This window comes from Achromobacter sp. EG18 (assembly GCF_059759395.1).
In genome coordinates, this window is the sequence record NZ_CM186213.1 from 3,253,940 (window position 1) to 3,273,595 (window position 19,656).

Consider the following 19,656-nt stretch of genomic DNA (forward strand, 5'->3'; position numbering starts at 1 on the left):
ATAGCCCGGCGCACGCGGCGGCGCGCCTAGGAAAATGCCTCTTCAAGGGTCTGCAGGCGGCCGGTGTCGCGGGCGTCGTAGCCCACCAGCTGGCCGACGTAACCGACGTAGTCGGGGCTGCGCATGATGGACAGCAGGTCGCGCATGGCGGGCGTTTCCAGCGCGCTCTTGCGGATGGCGAAGAAATAACGCTCGCGCACCAGCGGAATGAAATCCAGGCCGAAGCGGCAGGCGGCGGTCTCCACGCCCACGCCAGTGTCGGCCATGCCGCTGGCGATGTGGGCGGCGATCGCCATATGCGTGAATTCGTTGGTTTCGTAACCCTGCACTTCACTGATCGAGACGCCGGCGCGTTGCAGCATCAGGCCGATCAGGTAACGGGTGCTGGAGCCGATCTGGCGATTGACGAAGCGCACGTCCTGGCGCGCCAGGTCGGCGATGCCGTGGATCCGCTTGGGGTTGCCGCCCACGACGAACAGCCCGGTGTTGCGCACCGCCAGATGAATCAGCAGATACTCGTCGGCGTGCAGCCACTGAGCGTAGCGTTCCATGATCGGCGTCTCGAAGTCGCCCAGCGGCACCTGGAAGCCCGCCAGATCGCATTCGCCGCGCTCGAGCGAGGCCAGCGCCTCGATCGCGGTGCGATAGCGCAGTTCCAGGCCGGGCTTGCGCCCGCCCATGTGTTCCATCAGCGATTCCACCGCGAACCCGTGGCTGGCGTGCAGCCGCAGGTGCGGACCGTTTTCCGGCAGCAGCCGCGCCAGTTCTTCCTGCAGTTCGGAAGCCAGGCTGTCGAGCGTGGGCATCAGCCGCGCCTCGATGCGGCGATTGGCCCACAGCAGGCGCTGCGCGAACGGCGACAGTTGCGTGCCCTGGCGCCGGTTGGTGATCAGCAGCTGGGTGCCGAAGATGCCCTCGAACCGCCGCAGCACGCCCCAGGCGTGGCGGTACGACAAGTCACAGGCGCGGCAGGCGCCGGCGATGTTGCCGGTGGCGTCGATGGCGGCCAGCAACGCCAGCATGTCCTGCAGCGGCACGGGGGCGCCGTCGTCTCCACCCAAGGTCCATTGCGGCCGCAGGCCGATTCGGAACTTATATGTCATTTATTTCTTATTGAAGGCGATTAATTACCTGTTTAGAGTACACAAATAACGCGAGGCAAGGGAAATTTATATGTTTTTCACTGCATATAAATCACCCTGACCTCCCATCACAACAGCCCCCCACCCTACGGGGCACAGCACTACTGGAGGAGACCGCCATGCGCCAGCGCGAGGCAAAATCCGATCTGGCTTCCACCGGCGGCGCCCGTGGCGGTGCGTTGGCGCTGGACGCCGCCCAGGCGTCCGCCAGCCCGGCGGTGGCGGCCACCGCCCGCATCCTGGCTCGCCTGAAGGACCAGCCCGGCCCCCTGTTGCCGGTGCTGCACGCGGTGCAGCACGAACTGGGCTGTATTCCGGCCGAGGCGGTGCAGACCATCGCCGAGGCCCTGAACCTGTCGCGCGCCGAAGTCCATGGCGTCATCACCTTCTACCCCCACTTCCGCAGCGAACCCGCCGGGCGCCACACGCTGGAAGTGTGCCGCGCCGAGTCCTGCCAGGCGATGGGCGGCGAACAACTGGCCGCCCATGCGCGCCAGGCGTTGGGCTGTGATTTCCATGCCAGCACGCGCGACGGCGACTTCACGCTGGAGCCGGTGTACTGCCTGGGCCTGTGCGCCCAGTCGCCGGCGGTTATGCTGGACGGCCAGCCGCACGCCCGCGTCACGCCGGCCAAGCTCGACCGCCTGCTGCATCGCGCGCGGGAGGCCGGCCAATGAGCGCCCCCACCCTGATCTACGTGCCGCGCGACGCCGCGGCGCTGGCCATGGACGCCGACGCCGTGGCCGCCGCCATCGAACTGGCCGCCGACGAACGCGGCCTGGCCGTGCAGGTGGTGCGCAACGGCTCGCGCGGCCTGCTGTGGCTGGAACCGCTGGTGGAGATAAACACGCCCCAGGGCCGCCTGGCCTACGGGCCGGTGCAGCCCGAGGACGTGCCGGCACTGTTCGACGCCGGCTGGCTGACGGGCGGCGCGCATCCGCTGGGGTTGGGCCTGACCGAGGAGATTCCGTATCTCAAGCAGCAGGAACGCCTGACCTTCGCCCGCGTCGGCGTGATCGATCCGCTGTCGCTGCAGGACTACGCCGCGCACGGCGGCCTGCAGGGCCTGAAGCGCGCGCTGGCCATGGAGCCCGCCGCCATCGTCGAAGAGATGGTCACGTCCGGCCTGCGCGGACGCGGCGGCGCGGCCTTTCCCACCGGCATCAAGTGGAAGACCGTGCTGGGGTCGCCGGCCGACCGCAAGTACATCGTCTGCAATGCCGACGAGGGCGATTCGGGCACCTTCGCCGACCGCCTGCTGATGGAAGGCGACCCCTACGTGCTGATCGAGGGCATGACCATCGCCGGCCTGGCGGTGGGCGCCACCTACGGCTACATCTACGTGCGTTCCGAATACCCGCACGCCATCGCCACGCTGGAGGCCGCCATCGAGCGGGCGCGCAGCGTCGGCTGGCTGGGCGACGACGTGCACGGCAGCGGCCGCCGCTTCGACCTGGAAGTGCGCAAGGGCGCCGGCGCCTACATCTGCGGCGAGGAAACCTCGCTGCTGGAAAGCATCGAGGGCAAGCGCGGCGTGGTGCGCGCCAAGCCGCCGCTGCCGGCGATCGCGGGCCTGTTCGGCAAGCCCACGGTCATCAACAACGTGATCTCGCTGGCCACCGTGCCGATCATCCTGGCCAAGGGCGCGGCCTATTACCGCGACTACGGCGTGGGCCGCTCGCACGGCACGCTGCCGTTCCAGCTGGCCGGCAACCTCAAGCAGGGCGGGCTGGTGGAGAAGGCCTTCGGCTTGAGCCTGCGCGACCTGCTCTACACCTTCGGCGGCGGCAGCGCCTCGGGCCGGCCGCTGCGCGCGGTGCAGGTCGGCGGCCCGCTGGGCGCCTACCTGCCGGATTCGCAGTGGGACGTGCCGCTGGACTACGAAGCCTATGTCCAGATCTCGGCCATGATCGGCCACGGCGGCTTGGTGGCGTTCGACGACAGCGTCGACATGGCGCGCATGGCGCGCTATGCGATGGAGTTCTGCGCCATCGAGTCCTGTGGCAAATGCACGCCCTGTCGCATCGGCTCGACCCGTGGCGTGGAGACCATCGACAAGATCACCGCCGGCGGCCCGGGGCGCGAACAGCAGGTGCACCTGCTGCGCGACCTGTGCGACACCATGCTGGGCGGATCGCTGTGCGCCCTGGGGGGCATGGCGCCCTACCCGGTGCTGTCCGCGCTGAACCACTTCCCGCAGGACTTCGGCATCGAGTCCGCGCAGTCCGCCGCCCACCCCGCCTGAATCCGAGACCGCCATGCTAGAAACCGTCATCAAGCGCGACCGCGATCTGGGCACCCCGGCGCGGGTGTCCGAAAAGACCGTCACCCTGACCATCGACGGCCAGGAAATCACCGTGGCCGAAGGCACCTCGCTGATGCGCGCGGCCGCCGAGGCCGGCATCAACATCCCCAAGCTGTGCGCCACCGACAGCCTGGAGCCGTTCGGCTCGTGCCGCCTGTGCCTGGTGCAGATCGAGGGCCGCCGCGGCTATCCCGCCTCGTGCACCACGCCGGCCGAGAACGGCATGGTGGTGTTCACCGAAACGCCCAAGCTGCACGACCTGCGACGCGGCGTGATGGAGCTGTACATCTCCGACCACCCGCTGGACTGCCTGACCTGTCCGGCCAACGGCGACTGCGAGCTGCAGGACATGGCCGGCGTGGTGGGCCTGCGCAACGTGCGCTACGGCTATGACGGCGCCAACCACTTGAAGAGCGAGAAGGACGAGTCCAACCCGTACTTCACCTATGACGCCTCCAAGTGCATCGTCTGCAACCGCTGCGTGCGCGCCTGCGAGGAAACCCAGGGCACCTTCGCGCTGACGATCTCGGGCAAGGGCTTCGAGTCGCGCGTGTCGCCGGGGCAGGACCAGCCGTTCCTGGACAGCGAATGCGTGTCCTGCGGCGCCTGCGTGCAAGCCTGTCCGACCGCGACCCTGCAGGAAAAGACCGTCATCATGATGGGCCAGGCCGAGCACTCGGTGGTCACCACCTGCGCCTATTGCGGCGTGGGCTGCGGCTTCAAGGCCGAGATGAAGGGCCAGGAAGTGGTGCGCATGGTGCCGTGGAAGGACGGCCAGGCCAACCGCGGCCACTCGTGCGTCAAGGGCCGCTTCGCCTGGGGCTACGCCACCCACAAGGAACGCGTGCTCAAGCCGATGATCCGCAAGCGCATCACCGACTCCTGGCGCGAAGTGTCGTGGGAAGAGGCGATCGACTACGCGGCTTCCGAATTCCGCCGCATCCAGGGCCAGTACGGCCGCGACGCGGTCGGCGGCATAACCTCGTCGCGCTGCACCAACGAGGAAACCTGGCTGGTGCAGAAGCTGGTGCGCGCCGCCTTCGGCACCAACAACGTCGACACCTGCGCCCGCGTGTGCCATTCGCCCACCGGCTATGGCCTGAAGCAGACCCTGGGCGAATCCGCCGGCACCCAGACCTTCGACTCGGTGATGCACACCGACGTGGTCATCGTCATGGGCGCCAACCCGTCCAGCGGCCATCCGGTGTTCGCCTCGCGCCTGAAGCGCCGCCTGCGCCAGGGCGCGCGGCTCATCGTGATCGACCCGCGCCGCATCGAGCTGGTGAGTTCGCCGCACATCAAGGCCGACTTCCACCTGCAGGTGCGGCCCGGCACCAACACCGCGCTGCTGTCATCGATGGCCCACGTTATCGCCACCGAAGGGCTGATCGACGAGGCCTACGTGGCCGAGCGCTGCGAGGCCAAGGCGTTCCAGGAATGGCGCGACTTCGTGTCGCTGCCCGAGAACTCGCCCGAAGCCATGGCCGAGATCACCGGCGTGCCGGCGCAGGCCGTGCGCGGCGCGGCGCGCCTGTTCGCCACCGGCGGCAACGGCTCGATCTACTACGGCCTGGGCGTGACCGAGCACAGCCAGGGATCGACCACCGTCATGGCCATCGCCAACCTGGCCATGGCCACCGGCAATGTCGGCCGCGAGGGCGTGGGCGTGAACCCGCTGCGCGGCCAGAACAACGTGCAGGGCTCCTGCGACATGGGTTCGTTCCCGCACGAGCTGCCGGGCTACCGCCACATTTCCGACAACGTGGCGCGGGCGCAGTTCGAGCAGGACTGGGGCGTGACGCTGCAGCCCGAGCCCGGCCTGCGCATTCCCAACATGTTCGAGGCCGCGCTGGGCGGCACCTTCAAGGGCCTGTACTGCCAGGGCGAGGACATCGTGCAGTCCGACCCCAACACGCAGCACGTGGCGGCGTCGCTGGCGGCGATGGAATGCATCGTGGTGCAGGACCTGTTCCTGAACGAGACCGCCAAGTACGCCCACGTGTTCCTGCCGGGCTCGTCGTTCCTGGAAAAGGACGGCACCTTCACCAACGCCGAGCGCCGCATCTCGCGCGTGCGCAAGGTGATGGAACCGAAGAACGGCAAGGCCGACTGGGAAGTGACCGTGGCGCTGTCGAACGCGTTGGGCTATCCCATGAACTACCGCCACCCGCGCGAGATCATGCAGGAGATCGCGCGCCTGACGCCGACCTTCAGCGGCGTCAGCTACGAGAAGCTGGACAAGCTGGGCAGCCTGCAGTGGCCGTGCAACGACGACGCGCCCGAGGGCACGCCGACCATGCACATCGACAGCTTCGTGCGCGGCAAGGGCAAGTTCATGATCACCAAGTACGTGCCGACCGACGAACGCAGCACGCGCCGCTTCCCGCTGCTGTTGACCACCGGCCGCATCCTGTCGCAATACAACGTGGGCGCGCAGACGCGCCGCACGCCCAATGTCATGTGGCACAGCGAGGACGTGCTGGAGATCCATCCGCAGGACGCCGAGGACCGTGGCGTCAACGAAGGCGACTGGGTCGGCATCCAGAGCCGCTCGGGCGAGACCGTGCTGCGCGCGACCCTGACCGACCGGGTGCAGCCGGGCGTGGTATACACCACCTTCCACTTCCCCGAGTCCGGCGCCAACGTCGTCACCACCGACAGTTCCGACTGGGCCACCAACTGCCCCGAGTACAAGGTCACGGCCGTGCAGGTCACGCGCGTGTCCCAGCCATCGGAATGGCAGCGGCAATGGTCGCGCTTCGCGGACATCCAGCAGAAGCTGCTGCGTGAACGCTCGCGCGAAAGCGAAGCCACGCTGGCGGGGAAATAACCCCGACAGCCGGCCGGAGCCGCCATGGACCACAGCCCTTCCTCCCCCGCAGACCGCTCCGATTCCGTGGCGGCCCAGGTGACCCGCGTGCGGGCCGGCGCCATCGCGCCGCACGCCGAGGGCGACCGCCTGGCCGAGGAAACGCCAGTGGCGCTGGAGTTCAACGGCATCAGCCACGCCACCATGCTGGCCACGCCCGCCGACCTGGAGGACTTCGCCGTCGGTTTTTCGCTGTCGGAAGGCATCATCGACAGCGTGACCGACGTGCGCGGCATCGACGTGCTGCCGCAATGCGACGGCATCGTGGTGCAGATCGAGATTTCCAGCGCCTGCGAGGCGCGCTTGAAATCGCGCCGCCGCGCCATGGCCGGACGCACCGGCTGCGGGCTGTGCGGCGTCGAGACGCTGCCCGAGGTGCTGCGGCCGGTGGCGCCGGTGCCCGCCGGCGCGCCGCTGCCGGTGGGCGCGGTGCTGCGGGCGATGCGCGACATGCGCGCGCGCCAGGCGCTGCATGACCTGACCGGGGCCACCCACGCCGCCGGCTGGGCCGACGCGAGCGGCGCCGTGGCCCTGGTGCGCGAGGACGTGGGCCGCCACAACGCGCTCGACAAGCTGGTGGGCGCGCTGGCGCGCCAGGCCCTGTCCGCCGCGCACGGCGTGGTGCTGGTGTCCAGCCGCGCCAGCTTCGAGATGGTGCAGAAGACCGCAGCGGCCGGCGTCGGCATCCTGGCGGCGGTATCGGCCCCGACCGCGTTGGCCGTGCGCCTGGCTGACAGCGCCGGCATCGCGCTGCTGGGCTTTTTGCGCGACGACGACGCGACCCTGTATTCCCACCCTGAACGCATCACTTCGCAGACCTGACACGCATGGAAATCGGCAACCTGATCCGCATGGCCAACCGCATCGGCCAATTCTTCGAAGCCATGCCGCTGCGGCCGGAAGCGGTGGAAGGCGTGGCCAACCACATCCACAAATTCTGGGAGCCCCGCATGCGCACCGAGCTGCTGGACTTCCTGGCGCGGCAGCCCGACGGCGATGCCGGCGAACACCAATTGCATCCGCTGGTGCTGGAGGCGGTGGCGCAGAACCGCGAACGCCTGACACCGCTGGCGCGCGTGTCCTGACCGGCCGACGCGTCCACACCGATCCGCGTGCCCACGACGGCGCGCGGGCGCAGCAAGCTTTACCGCAGCAAAGGGTTCAACAAGAGACGGCGGGACTGGATTTCTCCAGCCAACGCCGCTATAAAGCCGCACCCCGAGGAGACCTCATGGAAAGCACTGCAACACTCGACCTGCCCGGCGCCAAGCCGGGCTTCCTGGACAAAGAACGCACCATCGCCGGGCCGGGCTTCTCGCGCTGGCTGGTGCCCCCGGCCGCGCTGGCCATCCACCTTTGCATCGGCATGGCCTATGGCTTTTCGGTGTTCTGGCTGCCCCTGTCCAAGGCCATCGGCGGCGCCCAGCCGCTGCAATGCCCGGCCGACATGAGCCTGGCCGCCGAACTGTTCACCACCAGTTGCGACTGGCGCATCTCCACCATGGGGTGGATGTACACGCTGTTCTTCGTGCTGCTGGGCTGCTCGGCGGCCCTGTGGGGCGGCTGGCTGGAACGCGCCGGACCGCGCAAGGCCGGCGTGGTGTCGGCGCTGTGCTGGTGCGGCGGCCTGGTGATCTCGGCGGCCGGCGTCTACCTGCACCAGATGTGGATGCTGTGGCTGGGCTCGGGCGTCATCGGCGGCATCGGGCTTGGGCTGGGCTATATCTCGCCGGTCAGCACGCTGATCAAGTGGTTCCCGGACCGTCGCGGCATGGCGACGGGCATGGCCATCATGGGCTTCGGCGGCGGCGCCATGATCGGCGCGCCGCTGGCCGACGTGCTGATGCGCCACTTCGCCACGCCCACCTCGCCGGGCGTGTGGCAGACCTTCCTGACCATGGCGCTGGTGTACTTCGTCTTCATGATGTCGGGCGCGCTCGGCTACCGCGTGCCGCCCACCGGCTGGAAGCCGCAAGGCTGGACCGCGCCCGCCAAGCACGCCAACAACGTCATGATCACCAAGGGCCACGTGCACGTGAAGCGGGTCTGGGGCGTGCCGCAGTTCTGGCTGGTGTGGCTGGTGCTGTGCCTGAACGTGACCGCCGGCATCGGCATCCTGGGCATGGCCTCGCCGCTGCTGCAGGAAGTGTTCGGCGGCGGCCTGATCAACAAGCCCGAGCTGGGCTACGGCCAGCTCGACAAGAGCCAGCTGGCCGCGATCGCCGCCATCGCCGCGGGCTTTACCGGCCTGCTCAGCCTGTTCAATATCGGCGGCCGCTTCTTCTGGGCCAGCCTGTCGGACAAGCTGGGCCGCAAGATGACCTACCTGATCTTCTTCGTACTGGGCTTCGCGCTGTACGCGGCGATTCCCTGGACCGCGCACATGGGCGCGCTGGCGCTGTTCGTGGCGGCCTTCTGCGTCATCCTGTCGATGTATGGCGGCGGCTTTTCCACCGTGCCGGCCTACCTGGCGGACCTGTTCGGCACGCAGATGGTGGGCGCCATCCACGGCCGCCTGCTGACGGCGTGGTCGGCCGCGGGCATCTTCGGGCCGGTGCTGGTGAACTACATCCGCGAATACCAGCTGTCCATCGGCGTGCCGCGGGCGCAGGTGTATGACATCACCATGTACATCCTGGCCGGCATGCTGGTGCTGGGCTTCCTGTGCAACCTGGCGATCCGCCCGGTGAATCCCAAGTACTTCATGAACGACGAGGAACTGGCGCGCGAAAAGGCCCTGGCGCATGAACGCGCGGCGGCGGCCGAGACCCACGGCGTGGGCGCCTCGACCTTCCGCACGCCGGCCGCGCTGGTGCTGTTCGCCTGGGCCTGCGTCGGCATCCCGCTGGCCTGGGGCATCTGGATCACGCTGCAGAAGGCCGTGGTGCTGTTCCACTGATACCGCCCCGACGGGCGGCGCCAGGCGCCGTCCGCCGCCCCGACGGCGCGAAGCTGCTACATTGGCAGCCCGCGCCTTGTTTTCTTTTCCCCCCTGGATTTCCCCGTTTCATGACCGTCCTGCCCCTGAAGCCCGCCTTGTCCGGAGCGTCCCGTTGACCCTGCCTGAACTGCATTGGACCGAGGGCGAAGCCCCGGACCAGACCCACCACACCGCCCGCTGGCGCTCGGAATCCGGCGCCACGCCGCCCAAGCGCGTGGTGCTGGCCGACGACCGCACCACTGCGGACGTGGCCTATCGCCTGGCGTGCGAAGGCGTGGGCCTGCTGTGGCGCGGCGACTTCCAGAATGCGCGCCAGTTGTTGCAGGCGATCACGCGCCGCGTCGACAAGCGCCCGCGCAAGCCGGTCGAAACCATGCTGGAAGCCTTCAACCAGCATCGCCAGATCCAGTCGCAGCGCGCCCGCATCCTGGGCATGCTGCTGATTCCGTTCGACGCCGGCCACGGCATTTCGCTGCGCCGCGCGCCGGATGCGCGGCAGGCCTGCGAAGAAGCCCACGGCCCCGCCGACGAACCGTACGTGGCGTCGCTGCGCGAACTGCTGGGCCTGATCGGCGCCTTCGAATGGCGCAAGAAAGGCGTGGAGATTCCCGCGCTGGACAACCGCATCCACCCGCACTACGGCGTGTTTTCGCCGCTGCGCGGCGAGTACATCGACCTGGTGGCGCGCACCCCGATGCCGCGCGGCAGCGTGGCCTTCGATATCGGCACCGGCACCGGCGTGCTGGCGGCGGTGCTGGCGCGCCGCGGCGGCAAGCGCGTCATCGCCACCGACATGGACCCGCGGGCGCTGGCCTGCGCCCGCGAAAACGTCGAACGGCTGGGCCTGTCGAAACAGGTCGAGGTGGTGCAAGCCGACCTCTTTCCCGAAGGCCGGGTGTCGCTTGCCGTCTGCAACCCGCCGTGGCTGCCGGCCCGCCCCAGTTCGCCCGTCGAGCACGCCGTCTACGACCCCGACAGCCGCATGCTGCGGGGCTTCCTGAACGGACTGGCGGCGCACCTGACGCCCAGCGGCGAGGGCTGGCTGATCCTGTCGGACCTGGCCGAGCACCTGGGGCTGCGCACCCGCGAGCAATTGCTGGAGATGATCGAGCAGGCCGGCCTGCGCGTGCTGGAACGCATCGATACGCGGCCCACGCATGGCCGCGCCAGGGACCCCGGCGATCCGCTGTACGCGGCGCGTTCGAAGGAAGTGACGTCGCTGTGGCGTCTGGCCGCGGCCTGAGAGCGGTCAACCGGTCTCACGGTAAAAAAACGGCCTCACGGCCGTTTTTTATGCCCGCCCGTTTTATGCCCGCCCGGCCGCGACGTTGACGCTGATGGCGATGATGAAGACGTTGAAGAAAAAGGCGATGACGCTGTGCACCAGCGCCGTGCGCCGCATCCGCCGGCTGACGATCTGCACGTCGGAAACCTGGAACGTCATGCCCAGCACCAGGGCGAAATAGGCGAAGTCCCAGTAGTCGGGGTCTTCCTTGCCCGGAAAATCCAGGCCCTTGTGCATGGCATTGCGACGGCTGTAGTAGCCATGCGCATAATGCAGCGCGAAGATCATGTTCAGGTAGAGCCACGACAGCACGATGCTGACGGCGGCCGCCACCAGGTCGGCCACGCCCTCGGCGCCGCCTGCCGCGCGCATTTCGGTCCACAGCGCCGCCATCACCAGGCAGGACAGCGCCACGCTGCTCCAGAGCACGGCGCTGCGGCCGACGTCGACCTGCTGCGCGCGTACCCGCATCATGTCCGGCGTGGCCCTGCCGAACGCGGCGCCGGTCAGCAGCAGGAACACCAGCGCTGCCACGTCGAACGCCAGCAGCCCGGCGCGGCTGGGCGTGAGGCCGACGCGCCACAGCGCGCCCGCCAGGATGGCGAACAGCGCGCCGCACAGCACCAGCCGCCGGTGCGCATGGAAGAACGGCAGCGGCGCGATCCCGGCGGGCAGCGATTCGATATCCGGATCCTTGACCGGCAGCGTCATGGCGGACTCCCAGCGTGGCAGGAGCCTAAACGCTAACCGATAGCGAGCAATCCGACCAGCGCCCCGCCGAACAGCAGCCATAGCGGGTGGATGCGCGAGGCGCTGCCCAGCAACGCGACCACGGCGGTGATGGCGCCCAGCAGCCAGGAATGCACCGAGGCCTCGGTGATCAGGGCGGCGCTGGCGGCCACCAGCCCCACCGTCATGGGGAAGATGCCGGCCTGGATCACGCCGCGCCAGGGCCGGTCCTTGAAGCGCTCCCACAGGCCCAGGGCGATGATGGTGATGAGGGACGACGGCCCGAACTTGGCCAGCGTGGTGACCAGCATGCCGGCCCAGCCGGCCACGTGCCAGCCGACCAGCGTGACCACCATCAGGTTGGGGCCGGGCGCCGCCTGGCCCAGGGCGAACAGCGCGGAGAAGTCGGCGGCCGTCATCCAGCCGTGCACCTCCACCACCTGGCGCTGCATTTCGGGCAGGATGGTGTTGCCGCCGCCGAAGGCCAGCACCGACAGCTGTGAAAAGATGATGGCCAGGGCGATCAGGGTCTGCATCATCGACGTTGCCTCCAGACCAGCAGGATGCTCAGCGGCGTCAGCACCGCCATGGTCGGCAGCAGCGGGATGCGCAGCACCGCGATGGCGATGAAACAGGCCGTGGCCACCAGGCCGGCCAGCCAATCGCGGCGCTTCAGGACCGGCATGCCGATCTTGACCGCCATCGAAATCAGCAGCCCCGCGGCGGCCGCGGCCAGCCCGGCGAACAGGTGCTGGATGTGCGGGTCGTTCTGGAAGCGGTCGTAGACCATGCCCAGCAGCACCACGATGGCCGAAGGCGCCAGGATCAGGCCCATCAGCGCCGCGAAGGCGCCGCGCGGGCCGCGGAACTTCATGCCCAGCGCCACCGACAGGTTGATGATGTTGCCGCCCGGCAGGAACTGGCACAGCCCCAGCAGGTCGGTGAACTCGGCGCCGGACAGCCAGCGGTGCTTTTCGACCACCATGCGGCGCGCCAGGGGCAGCGCGCCGCCGAAGGCGGTCAGGCCGAGCATGAGGAATCCGTAGAACAGTTGCCCGCAAGTGGGCGGCGGCCGCGTGGCGGCTTCGGGGGAATCAGGTGCTGCTGCGTTCATTGTCGTGGAGGTCGCGGCGGGTCCGCAAGGCGCCGGGAGTGGAGAGACAGCACGCAGCCTACTCCCGCGCCAGGATAATGTCTAATATATGACTGGTTAAACACTCATATTCTATTCATATGGCATCCGTCGACCTGCGTCTGCTGCGCTATTTCCTGGCGGTGGCCGAGGAATCCCACCTGACCAAGGCCGCCGCCCGGCTCGGCATCCGCCAGCCCCCACTGAGCCAGCAGATCCGCGTGCTGGAACAGGAGCTGGGCGTCACGCTGTTCCACCGGCTGCCGCGCGGCATGGAGCTGACCGAAAGCGGCCGCGCCCTGCTGGCCGACGCGCGCAGCATCCTGGCCCTGGTCGACCAGGCGGTCGATGGCGTGCGGCGCGTGTCGCTGGGAGAAAGCGGCAGGCTGACGGTGGGTTTCACCGGTTCGGCGGCCTTCCATCCCTTCGTGCCATCGCTGATCCGCCGCTTTCGCGAGAACGCGCCGCAGGTGCGCCTGGTGCTGGAGGAAAGCAGCACCGGCGAACTGATGGAAGACGTGCGCGACGGCCGCGTCGACGTGGCCTTCATCCGCGGCGCCCATGGCGTCGACCGCGGCGTGGCGGTCGAGACCGTGCTGGAGGAAAGCATGCTGGCCGCCTTTCCGGCCGACCACCCGATGGTCAAGGGCCGCGCGCGCAAGCGCATCGCCCTGTCGGAACTGGCCGACGAATCGCTGATCCTGTATCGCCGCCACAACGGCCCGGGACTGTACGACGCCATCATTTCGGCGTGCCGCGCCGCCGGCTTCAGCCCCAGGGTGGCCCAGGAAGCGCCGCGCATGCTGTCCACCCTCAGCCTGGTGGCGGCCGGCCTGGGCGTGTCGCTGGTGCCGGCCTCGCTGCGCCGGGTCAATATCGAGGGCGTGGTGTACGTCAACGTCAGCGGCCCGGTGGCGATGCGCGCGCCGCTCACGCTGATCTGGCGCGACGCGCCGCTGACCGGCGCCATCCGCCGCCTGATCGAGGAAGTGCGGGCACACCGCGAAGCCGAGGACCCGGCGCGATAGCGCTACACTGGCCACCCCCAGTCCCAGCCGCATCCCCATGCCCGCCCCCCATCCCATCGGCGTATACGACTCCGGCGTCGGCGGATTGAGCGTGCTGCGCGCCATCCGCGAGGCCCTGCCGCACGAGCACCTGCTGTACGTGGCCGACTCCGCCCACGTGCCCTACGGCGAGAAGACGCAGCAATACGTCCAGCAAAGGGCGCTGGCCATCGCCGACTACCTGGTGTCGCGCCGGGCCAAGGCCATGGTGGTGGCCTGCAACACCGCCACGGCCGCCGCCATCGCCGCCCTCCGCGCCCGCCATCCGGACCTGGCGATCATCGGCGTGGAACCAGCCATCAAGCCGGCCGCGCACCTGACGCGCAGCGGCGTGGTGGGCGTCTTCGCCACCACGGGCACGCTGGCCAGCCCCAAGTTCGCCGCCCTGGTGCAGCGCGAGGCGCCGGAGATCCGCATCCTGTTCCGCCCCTGCCCCGAATGGGTGCTGCAGGTGGAACGCGGTGAAATCCAAGGCAAGGCCGCCGCCCGCGTCGTGGCCGCGCCGGTGCATGAACTGCTGGCCCAGGGCGCCGACGCGCTGGTGCTGGGCTGCACCCATTTCCCGTTCCTGCATGACGCGATCCAGGCCGCGGCGGGCCCCGCCGTGCCATTGCTGGAAACCGGCGGGCCGGTGGCGCGGCGCCTGCGGCACCAGTTGCAGGAACGCGGACTGCTGGCGGGCGCGGGCCCCGGCGCGGTGGAACTGGTGACCACCGGCGACGCCGCCGCGCTGGCCGGCCTGGCCGCGCAACTGCTCGGTTTGCCGGCGACCGCCACGCGGGTGCCGCCCGGCTGGTGCTGACGGGCCGATTCCGTTTCCTTTGATTGCGCGCATCCCGCCGGCCCCCGTCCGGCGGAATAATTGCGTAAAGTGGAGTTGCCGCGGCGCCGCCATGACGGGGCGGCCGCGGGCTCGCGGACAACAAGGAGACGTCGATGAAACGCATTCTGATCCCGGTGGACGGCTCGCAGCATGCCGTCCACGCCGTGCGCGCCATGCTCGATGCGCGCAGCTATGACCCCGTCGAACGCGTGGAGCTGCTGACCGTGCAGATCCCGCTGCAGGCCGGCAAGATCGGCCGCGGCCTGTCGCAGGCCGATATCGACGCCTATCACCAGGAAGAAGGCGAGGCCGCGCTGCGCGACGCCAGCGCCTTGCTGGCGCAAGCCGGCGTGCCGTTCACCCCGCGCATCGAGACCGGCGCGGCGGCCGAGACCATCGCCCGCGTCGCCGCCGAGATCGACGCCGACGAAATCTACATGGGCACGCGCGGCATGGGCTCGGTGGCCGCGCTGTTCATGGGCTCGGTCGCCACCAAGGTCCTGCACCTGACGGAATTGCCCGTCACCCTGGTCAAGTAAGGAGCCGCCATGCTGAACATCCTCGTCCCCGTGGACGGTTCCGACAATGCCAACCGCGCCGTGCTGCACGCGCGCCAACTGGCCCAGGGCGCGCCCGACGCGCGCATCCACCTGCTCAACATCCAGTCGCCGCCGCAGGGCCGCGCCGGCCTGTCGCGGCTGGTCACGCAGGACATGATCGACGAGTACTACGTGCGCGAGGGCCAGGAAGCCGCCGATGAAGCGCGCAAGCTGCTCGACGTCACCGGCACCGACTACACCAGCCATGTCGAATTCGGCAAACCCGCGATCGAGATCCACGCCTATGCGCAGGAACACCAGTGCGCGCGCATCGTCATGGGCACGCGCGGCCATGGCGCGCTGGCCGGCGTGCTGATCGGCTCGGTCGCCAACCAGGTGGTGCAACTGGCCGAGGTGCCGGTGACGCTGGTGCGCTGAACCCCGGCGAGGGCGCGAGGCGGCCGGCGCGGCAGGTCCGCTAGGCGCCGGTCGGCAACGCCGGCAAGGTCAGCGTCACGCGCAGCCCGCCCAGCGGCGATAGCCCCGCGCTGACCTCGCCACCATAGGTGCCGGCCAGGTCGCGCACGATGTCCAGGCCCAGGCCGGAACCAGGCCGTTGCTCGTCCATGCGCACGCCACGCTCGAAGATGCGTTCGCGCTCGTCTTCGGAGATGCCCGGGCCGTCGTCATCGATCACGATGCTCAGGCGGTCTGGCGCGGTCGCCTGGGCGCCGATGCGGACGCGCCGCGCGGCCCATTTGCAGGCGTTGTCGAGCAGGTTGCCGACCATTTCCTGCAGGTCCTGCTCCTCGCCGCGAAACTCGAGCCGGTCGGCGAATTCGTCCATCTCCAGTTGCAGTTCCCGTGCCGCATACAAGCGCTGCATGACGCGCAACAGCGCCTGTAGCGGCGCCCGCAGCGGCGTGCGTCCGCCCGCCGTGCCGGAGGCCGCCGCGGCGCGCGCGCGCGCCAGGTGGTGGTCGATCTGGCGCTGCGCCATCGCAACCTGTTCACGCACCAGGCGGGCGAAGGCGCCCTCTTCGCGCATCGCCGCGTTGCCCAGGATGGTCAACGGCGTCTTGACCGCATGCGCCAGGTTGCCGGCCTGGGTCCGCGCCCGTTGCACGATGTCGGCGTTGACCGCCAGGACGCGGTTGAAATCATCGACCAGCGGCTGGATCTCGCTGGGAAAACGGCCCTCGATGCGCACGCTGTTGCGGCCCTGCTGCGCGGCCAGCTGGCGCCGCAGCCGTCCCAGCGGCCGCAACCCAACCATCACCTGCACCACCGCTGCCGCCACCAATCCGGCCGCCAGCGCGCCCAGCGACAGCAACAACATGTGGTCGAAGCGTTCGATGGGCTCGGCCAGCACCGCGCGATCGGCGGCCACCACCAGGCGCAGCGCGCCGGCGTCGCTGTCTTCGGGCTTGAGCAGGCGTGTCAGCGCGCTCAGGTCGTGGTTCTCGGGTCCGGCGATGTCATGGAAACCATCGGTGCGGTCAGTGGCGGGCAGGGCCAGCACCTGGTCCCACAACGAGCGCGAACGCGCCACGCCCGCGGCCACCACGCGGCCGGCGTCGTCGAGACGGTCGATCTGCCAGTACAGGCCGGACAGCGGCTGCTCCAGGCGCGGATCGCTCAAGGGAGAGGCCACGGTCGGTCGCCCGTCCGGCGCCACGCTGACCGCCGCCGTCAACTGATTCATGTGCAGCGCCAGCTCGGCCCGCAACTGTTCGGAAATGTGCTGGCGAAACAGGCTGCCCAGTCCCCATCCGGCCAGCACGATGATCGCCGCGATCCAGGCGAGCGTGCCGGCCAGCATGCGCCAGCGCAGCGACCCCGGCGCGCGCGACGCGGTCATGACGGACAGGCGAGCCGGTAACCCAGCCCGCGCACGGTCTCGATGGTGTCGGCCGGCAGCTTCTTGCGCAGGCGGCCGATGAACACGTCGATGGTGTTGGAGTCGCGGTCGTGGTCCTGGGCGTAGATGTGTTCGATCAGGTCACCGCGCGAGACCACCTCGCCGGCGTGCTGCATCAGCACCGCCAGCACCTTGAATTCGTGGCTGGTGAGGTTCAGCGGCTGGCCGTCGACAGTGGCGCGGGCCAGCCGCGTGTCGAGCATCAGCGGACCGCAGCGCCATTGCGCGCTGGCGTGGTTGCTGTGCCGCCGCAGCAAGGCGCGCACGCGCGCCAGCAGTTCTTCCATGTGGAAGGGCTTGGTGAGGTAGTCGTCGGCGCCGGCGTCGATGCCGGCGACCTTTTCGTGCCAGTTGGAACGCGCGGTCAGGATCAGGACCGGCATGCCGCGGCCGGCCGCGCGCCATTGCTTGAGCACCGTCAGGCCGTCCATCACCGGCAGGCCCAGGTCCAGCACCACCACGTCGTAGGTCTCGACCTCGCCCATGTAGTGCGCGTCGGCGCCGTCCGCGGCGGTGTCGACGGTATAACCCGCAAGCCGCAGGGCCTCGGCCAGCTGCGCGGCCAGGGTCGGTTCGTCTTCGACGACAAGTATGCGCATCAGTGTCGGTTCCGGAATTGGATGTCGCGCCCCTTCATGCCCAGCACGGTGCCGTCGCGCGCATCGATCTTCAGCTTGACCAGGCTGCCGCCGGGCTGCAGCAGGCGGATTTCGTAGAGAAAGATGCCGTCATCCTCCTCGAATTCCACCTTGACCACCTGGCCAGGGAAATCACGCTCGACGATATCCAGCACCGACCGCAACGGCAACACCTTGCCGGCCTGCAGGGCCTGGCGCGCCTGTTCATGGTCGCTTTCGTCGGCGCGGCCCGCGCCCGGCCCGAGGGCCAGCGCCAGGGCCAGCGCGGGGCCGGTCAGCCAGATTGCGATACGTAGGCGTGCGGTCATGGGAATTCCGTCGGGCGGTCGCGTTCCAGGGTAACCCGGCGCGCGGGGGAAAAACAGGGAGCACAAGCGTCTCATTTATAGCGGGCGGAACATGAACGGCGGGTGAACGAGGGCTTCAGAACGGGTTCATGCGCCCCGCCGAATAATGACGTCATGGCCGATCCACGGCCCTACCTCGACCTTCAGGAGAAAACCGCATGAACCCGATCCGCAAGACCCTGTCCGCCCTGGCCATCGGCGCCGCCGCCGTCGGCGGCACCGCCGCGCTGGCGCAGACCGCGCCCCAGCCCGCTCCGGTGACCCCGGCGCCCGCCGCAACCGCGCCGGTCCAGGCCGCCCCCGCCGCGCAGATCCTGACCGTGCGCCAGGTCTATGACACGCTGACCGCCGCGGGCTATCGCAACATCACCGAGATCGAACTGGAGCATCACCGCGGCTACGACGTCAAGGCCGACAACCCGCAAGGCCAGCGCGTGAAGCTGCGGGTGGACGCGCAGACCGGCGCGGTGCTGCGCAGCCGTATCAAGGATTGAGGCCGACGCCATGAAAACCCGTACCGCCCTGGGACTGTTCCTGCTGGCGCTGACCGGCGCCTGGGCCATCGACGCCCTGGTGCTGCAACCGGCGGCCACGGCCGCCTGGCCCTGGGTGCTGCGCCAGCAGGCGCTGTACCTGACAGGCGTCTGGTCCATCGGACTGATGTCGCTGATCATGCTGCTGGCCTTGCGCCCTGCCTGGCTGGAAGGTCCGCTGGGCGGCATGGACAAGATCTACCGGCTGCACAAATGGGCCGGCATCCTGGCCATCGGCGCCGGTGCCGCGCACTGGCTGGTCAAGCTGGCCAGCACGCCCCTCAAAACCCTGGTCGGCACCGAAGGCCGACCGGCGCGCGACGCGGTGCTGGCCATGCTGGCGGATTCGCGCGGATTGGCCAAGGACCTGGGCGAATGGACGATCTACGCGCTGCTGGCCGTGCTGGTCATCACGCTGTGGCGCCGCTTTCCGTACCATGCCTGGCGCATCGTCCACCGCGCCATGCCGCTGGCCTACCTGATACTGGTGTTCCATACCCTGGCGCTGGCGCCGGCCTATTACTGGACCGGGCCGACCGGCGCGCTGCTGCTGCCGTTGATGGCGGGCGGCGCCTGGGCCGCGCTGCTGTCGCTGGCCGGCCGCATCGGCCGGGCCCGGCGCGTGGCGGGCCGGGTGACGGCGCTGACGCAACGGCCCGGCGACATCCTCGAAGTCACCTGTGAACTCGGTGCGCGCTGGCCCGGCCACGCCGCCGGCCAGTTCGCCTTCGTCACCTTCGACCGGCGCGAAGGCGCGCACCCGTTCACCATCGCCAGCGCGCCGCATCGCGGACGCCGCGACGTGACGTTCCAGATCAAGGCGCTGGGCGACTACACCCAGCGGCTGGCCGCCACGTTGCGCGAGGGCGCGCCCGTGATGGTGGAAGGCCCCTATGGCCGCTTCGAGCGTCCCGCCGCCGGCCCGCAGGTGTGGGTGGCGGGCGGCATCGGCGTCACGCCTTTCCTGGCCTGGCTGGAGGCCGCGCGCGACGCGTCCGGCCACACGCCGCCCGTCTGGCTGCACTATTGCGTGCGCGACGGCGCAACCGACCCGTTCGTGGACGTGCTGCGGCAACGCTGCGCCGCGCTGGACAACGTCACGCTCCAGGTACACAGCGCCGCCGCCGGCCAGCGCCTGGACGCCGCCGCGCTGGCGCAGGGCGAAGTGGCCGCCGGCCGCGTCGCCGATGTCTGGTACTGCGGCCCCGCCGGACTGGCGAACGCATTGCGCAAGGGCCTGCGGCGCCTGGGGCGCGGCAACGTCCACTGGCATCAGGAAGCCTTCGACATGCGCTAGCCCCCCACGCCGCCACCGGCCCCTCGCCCGGTGGCGGCGCGCAAGGCCGCGCCGCCCCGTCGTATGATGGAAGTTCGCCCATCCGCGC

General features: G+C 69.4%; 20 protein-coding genes. 13 read left to right on the forward strand and 7 right to left on the reverse strand.

Annotated features, from left to right (window positions below; translation table 11 throughout):
* Positions 1-26 precede the first annotated feature (26 nt).
* The gene (locus AC6CR5_RS14855) at positions 27-1,103 is read right to left on the reverse strand and encodes a substrate-binding domain-containing protein (protein ID WP_058665843.1); all 1,077 of its coding nucleotides are present in this window, start codon (positions 1,101-1,103) and stop codon (positions 27-29) included.
* Positions 1,104-1,261: 158 nt separating this feature from the next.
* On the opposite strand from AC6CR5_RS14855, the gene AC6CR5_RS14860 reads away from it, so the two are divergent.
* From AC6CR5_RS14860 to AC6CR5_RS14890, 7 genes are all read left to right on the forward strand, one after another.
* The gene (locus AC6CR5_RS14860; RefSeq protein WP_006386680.1) at positions 1,262-1,819 is read left to right on the forward strand and encodes a formate dehydrogenase subunit gamma; all 558 of its coding nucleotides are present in this window, start codon (positions 1,262-1,264) and stop codon (positions 1,817-1,819) included.
* Complete coding sequence (locus tag AC6CR5_RS14865; protein ID WP_498084657.1) at positions 1,816-3,387, forward strand: formate dehydrogenase beta subunit; 1,572 nt, start codon at positions 1,816-1,818, stop codon at positions 3,385-3,387. Before AC6CR5_RS14860 ends, AC6CR5_RS14865 begins: the two co-directional genes overlap by 4 nt.
* A 13-nt stretch (positions 3,388-3,400) precedes the next feature.
* Positions 3,401-6,277, forward strand: a complete 2,877-nt coding sequence (gene fdhF, locus AC6CR5_RS14870) for a formate dehydrogenase subunit alpha (protein ID WP_498084658.1) — start codon at positions 3,401-3,403, stop codon at positions 6,275-6,277.
* A 24-nt stretch (positions 6,278-6,301) separates the two neighbouring features.
* Positions 6,302-7,138, forward strand: coding sequence for a formate dehydrogenase accessory sulfurtransferase FdhD (fdhD, locus tag AC6CR5_RS14875; protein ID WP_498084659.1), 837 nt, complete (start codon positions 6,302-6,304; stop codon positions 7,136-7,138).
* Positions 7,139-7,143: 5 nt separating this feature from the next.
* Positions 7,144-7,401 (forward strand): formate dehydrogenase subunit delta, encoded by a 258-nt coding sequence (locus AC6CR5_RS14880; RefSeq protein WP_498084660.1) that lies wholly within the window; start codon positions 7,144-7,146, stop codon positions 7,399-7,401.
* 146 nt (positions 7,402-7,547) lie between these two features.
* Positions 7,548-9,215 carry an OFA family MFS transporter gene (locus AC6CR5_RS14885; protein WP_498084661.1) on the forward strand — a complete coding sequence of 556 codons (1,668 nt, stop codon included), beginning with the start codon at positions 7,548-7,550 and terminating at the stop codon, positions 9,213-9,215.
* Between the two features lie 154 nt (positions 9,216-9,369).
* Positions 9,370-10,500 (forward strand): methyltransferase, encoded by a 1,131-nt coding sequence (locus AC6CR5_RS14890; RefSeq protein WP_498084662.1) that lies wholly within the window; start codon positions 9,370-9,372, stop codon positions 10,498-10,500.
* Positions 10,501-10,563: 63 nt separating this feature from the next.
* On the opposite strand, the gene AC6CR5_RS14895 is transcribed toward AC6CR5_RS14890, so the two are convergent.
* The 3 genes from AC6CR5_RS14895 to AC6CR5_RS14905 are packed head-to-tail and all read right to left on the reverse strand — an operon-like array spanning position 10,564 to position 12,385.
* On the reverse strand, positions 10,564-11,253 hold the full coding sequence (locus AC6CR5_RS14895) for a DUF1345 domain-containing protein (protein WP_498084663.1): 690 nt from the start codon (positions 11,251-11,253) through the stop codon (positions 10,564-10,566).
* Between the two features lie 32 nt (positions 11,254-11,285).
* Positions 11,286-11,810, reverse strand: coding sequence for a chromate transporter (locus AC6CR5_RS14900; RefSeq protein WP_006386689.1), 525 nt, complete (start codon positions 11,808-11,810; stop codon positions 11,286-11,288).
* Entirely contained in the window at positions 11,807-12,385 is a 579-nt protein-coding gene (locus tag AC6CR5_RS14905) for a chromate transporter (protein ID WP_020926640.1), read from the reverse strand. The genes AC6CR5_RS14900 and AC6CR5_RS14905 overlap by 4 nt, the downstream gene beginning before the upstream one ends.
* Before the next feature lie 119 nt (positions 12,386-12,504).
* Between AC6CR5_RS14905 and AC6CR5_RS14910 the strand changes: the two genes are divergently transcribed.
* From AC6CR5_RS14910 to AC6CR5_RS14925, 4 genes are all read left to right on the forward strand, one after another.
* Positions 12,505-13,431 carry a LysR family transcriptional regulator gene (locus AC6CR5_RS14910; RefSeq protein ID WP_053498151.1) on the forward strand — a complete coding sequence of 309 codons (927 nt, stop codon included), beginning with the start codon at positions 12,505-12,507 and terminating at the stop codon, positions 13,429-13,431.
* 37 nt (positions 13,432-13,468) lie between these two features.
* Entirely contained in the window at positions 13,469-14,272 is an 804-nt protein-coding gene (gene murI, locus AC6CR5_RS14915; protein ID WP_498084664.1) for a glutamate racemase, read from the forward strand.
* Positions 14,273-14,406: 134 nt separating this feature from the next.
* Positions 14,407-14,832 carry a universal stress protein gene (locus AC6CR5_RS14920; RefSeq protein ID WP_020926638.1) on the forward strand — a complete coding sequence of 142 codons (426 nt, stop codon included), beginning with the start codon at positions 14,407-14,409 and terminating at the stop codon, positions 14,830-14,832.
* Positions 14,833-14,841: 9 nt separating this feature from the next.
* Positions 14,842-15,270, forward strand: coding sequence for a universal stress protein (locus AC6CR5_RS14925; protein ID WP_006384626.1), 429 nt, complete (start codon positions 14,842-14,844; stop codon positions 15,268-15,270).
* 40 nt (positions 15,271-15,310) lie between these two features.
* Here AC6CR5_RS14925 and AC6CR5_RS14930 read toward each other — a convergent pair whose 3' ends face one another.
* Genes AC6CR5_RS14930 through AC6CR5_RS14940 form a run of 3 tightly spaced genes read right to left on the reverse strand, consistent with a single transcriptional unit; the run spans position 15,311 to position 17,699 of the window.
* A complete protein-coding gene (locus AC6CR5_RS14930; RefSeq protein ID WP_498084665.1) occupies positions 15,311-16,693 on the reverse strand; it encodes a sensor histidine kinase in 1,383 nt (460 codons plus the stop codon).
* Positions 16,690-17,352, reverse strand: coding sequence for a response regulator transcription factor (locus AC6CR5_RS14935; protein WP_026384331.1), 663 nt, complete (start codon positions 17,350-17,352; stop codon positions 16,690-16,692). The genes AC6CR5_RS14930 and AC6CR5_RS14935 overlap by 4 nt, the downstream gene beginning before the upstream one ends.
* Positions 17,352-17,699: a PepSY domain-containing protein gene (locus tag AC6CR5_RS14940; protein ID WP_020926635.1), complete on the reverse strand. Its 348-nt coding sequence runs from the start codon at positions 17,697-17,699 to the stop codon at positions 17,352-17,354. The genes AC6CR5_RS14935 and AC6CR5_RS14940 overlap by 1 nt, the downstream gene beginning before the upstream one ends.
* 197 nt (positions 17,700-17,896) lie before the next feature.
* On the opposite strand from AC6CR5_RS14940, the gene AC6CR5_RS14945 reads away from it, so the two are divergent.
* Together AC6CR5_RS14945 and AC6CR5_RS14950 are read left to right on the forward strand one after the other, a co-directional pair.
* Positions 17,897-18,232: a PepSY domain-containing protein gene (locus AC6CR5_RS14945; protein WP_026384332.1), complete on the forward strand. Its 336-nt coding sequence runs from the start codon at positions 17,897-17,899 to the stop codon at positions 18,230-18,232.
* Between the two features lie 10 nt (positions 18,233-18,242).
* Positions 18,243-19,568, forward strand: coding sequence for a ferredoxin reductase family protein (locus AC6CR5_RS14950; RefSeq protein WP_498084666.1), 1,326 nt, complete (start codon positions 18,243-18,245; stop codon positions 19,566-19,568).
* The last annotated feature ends 88 nt before the right edge of the window (positions 19,569-19,656 follow it).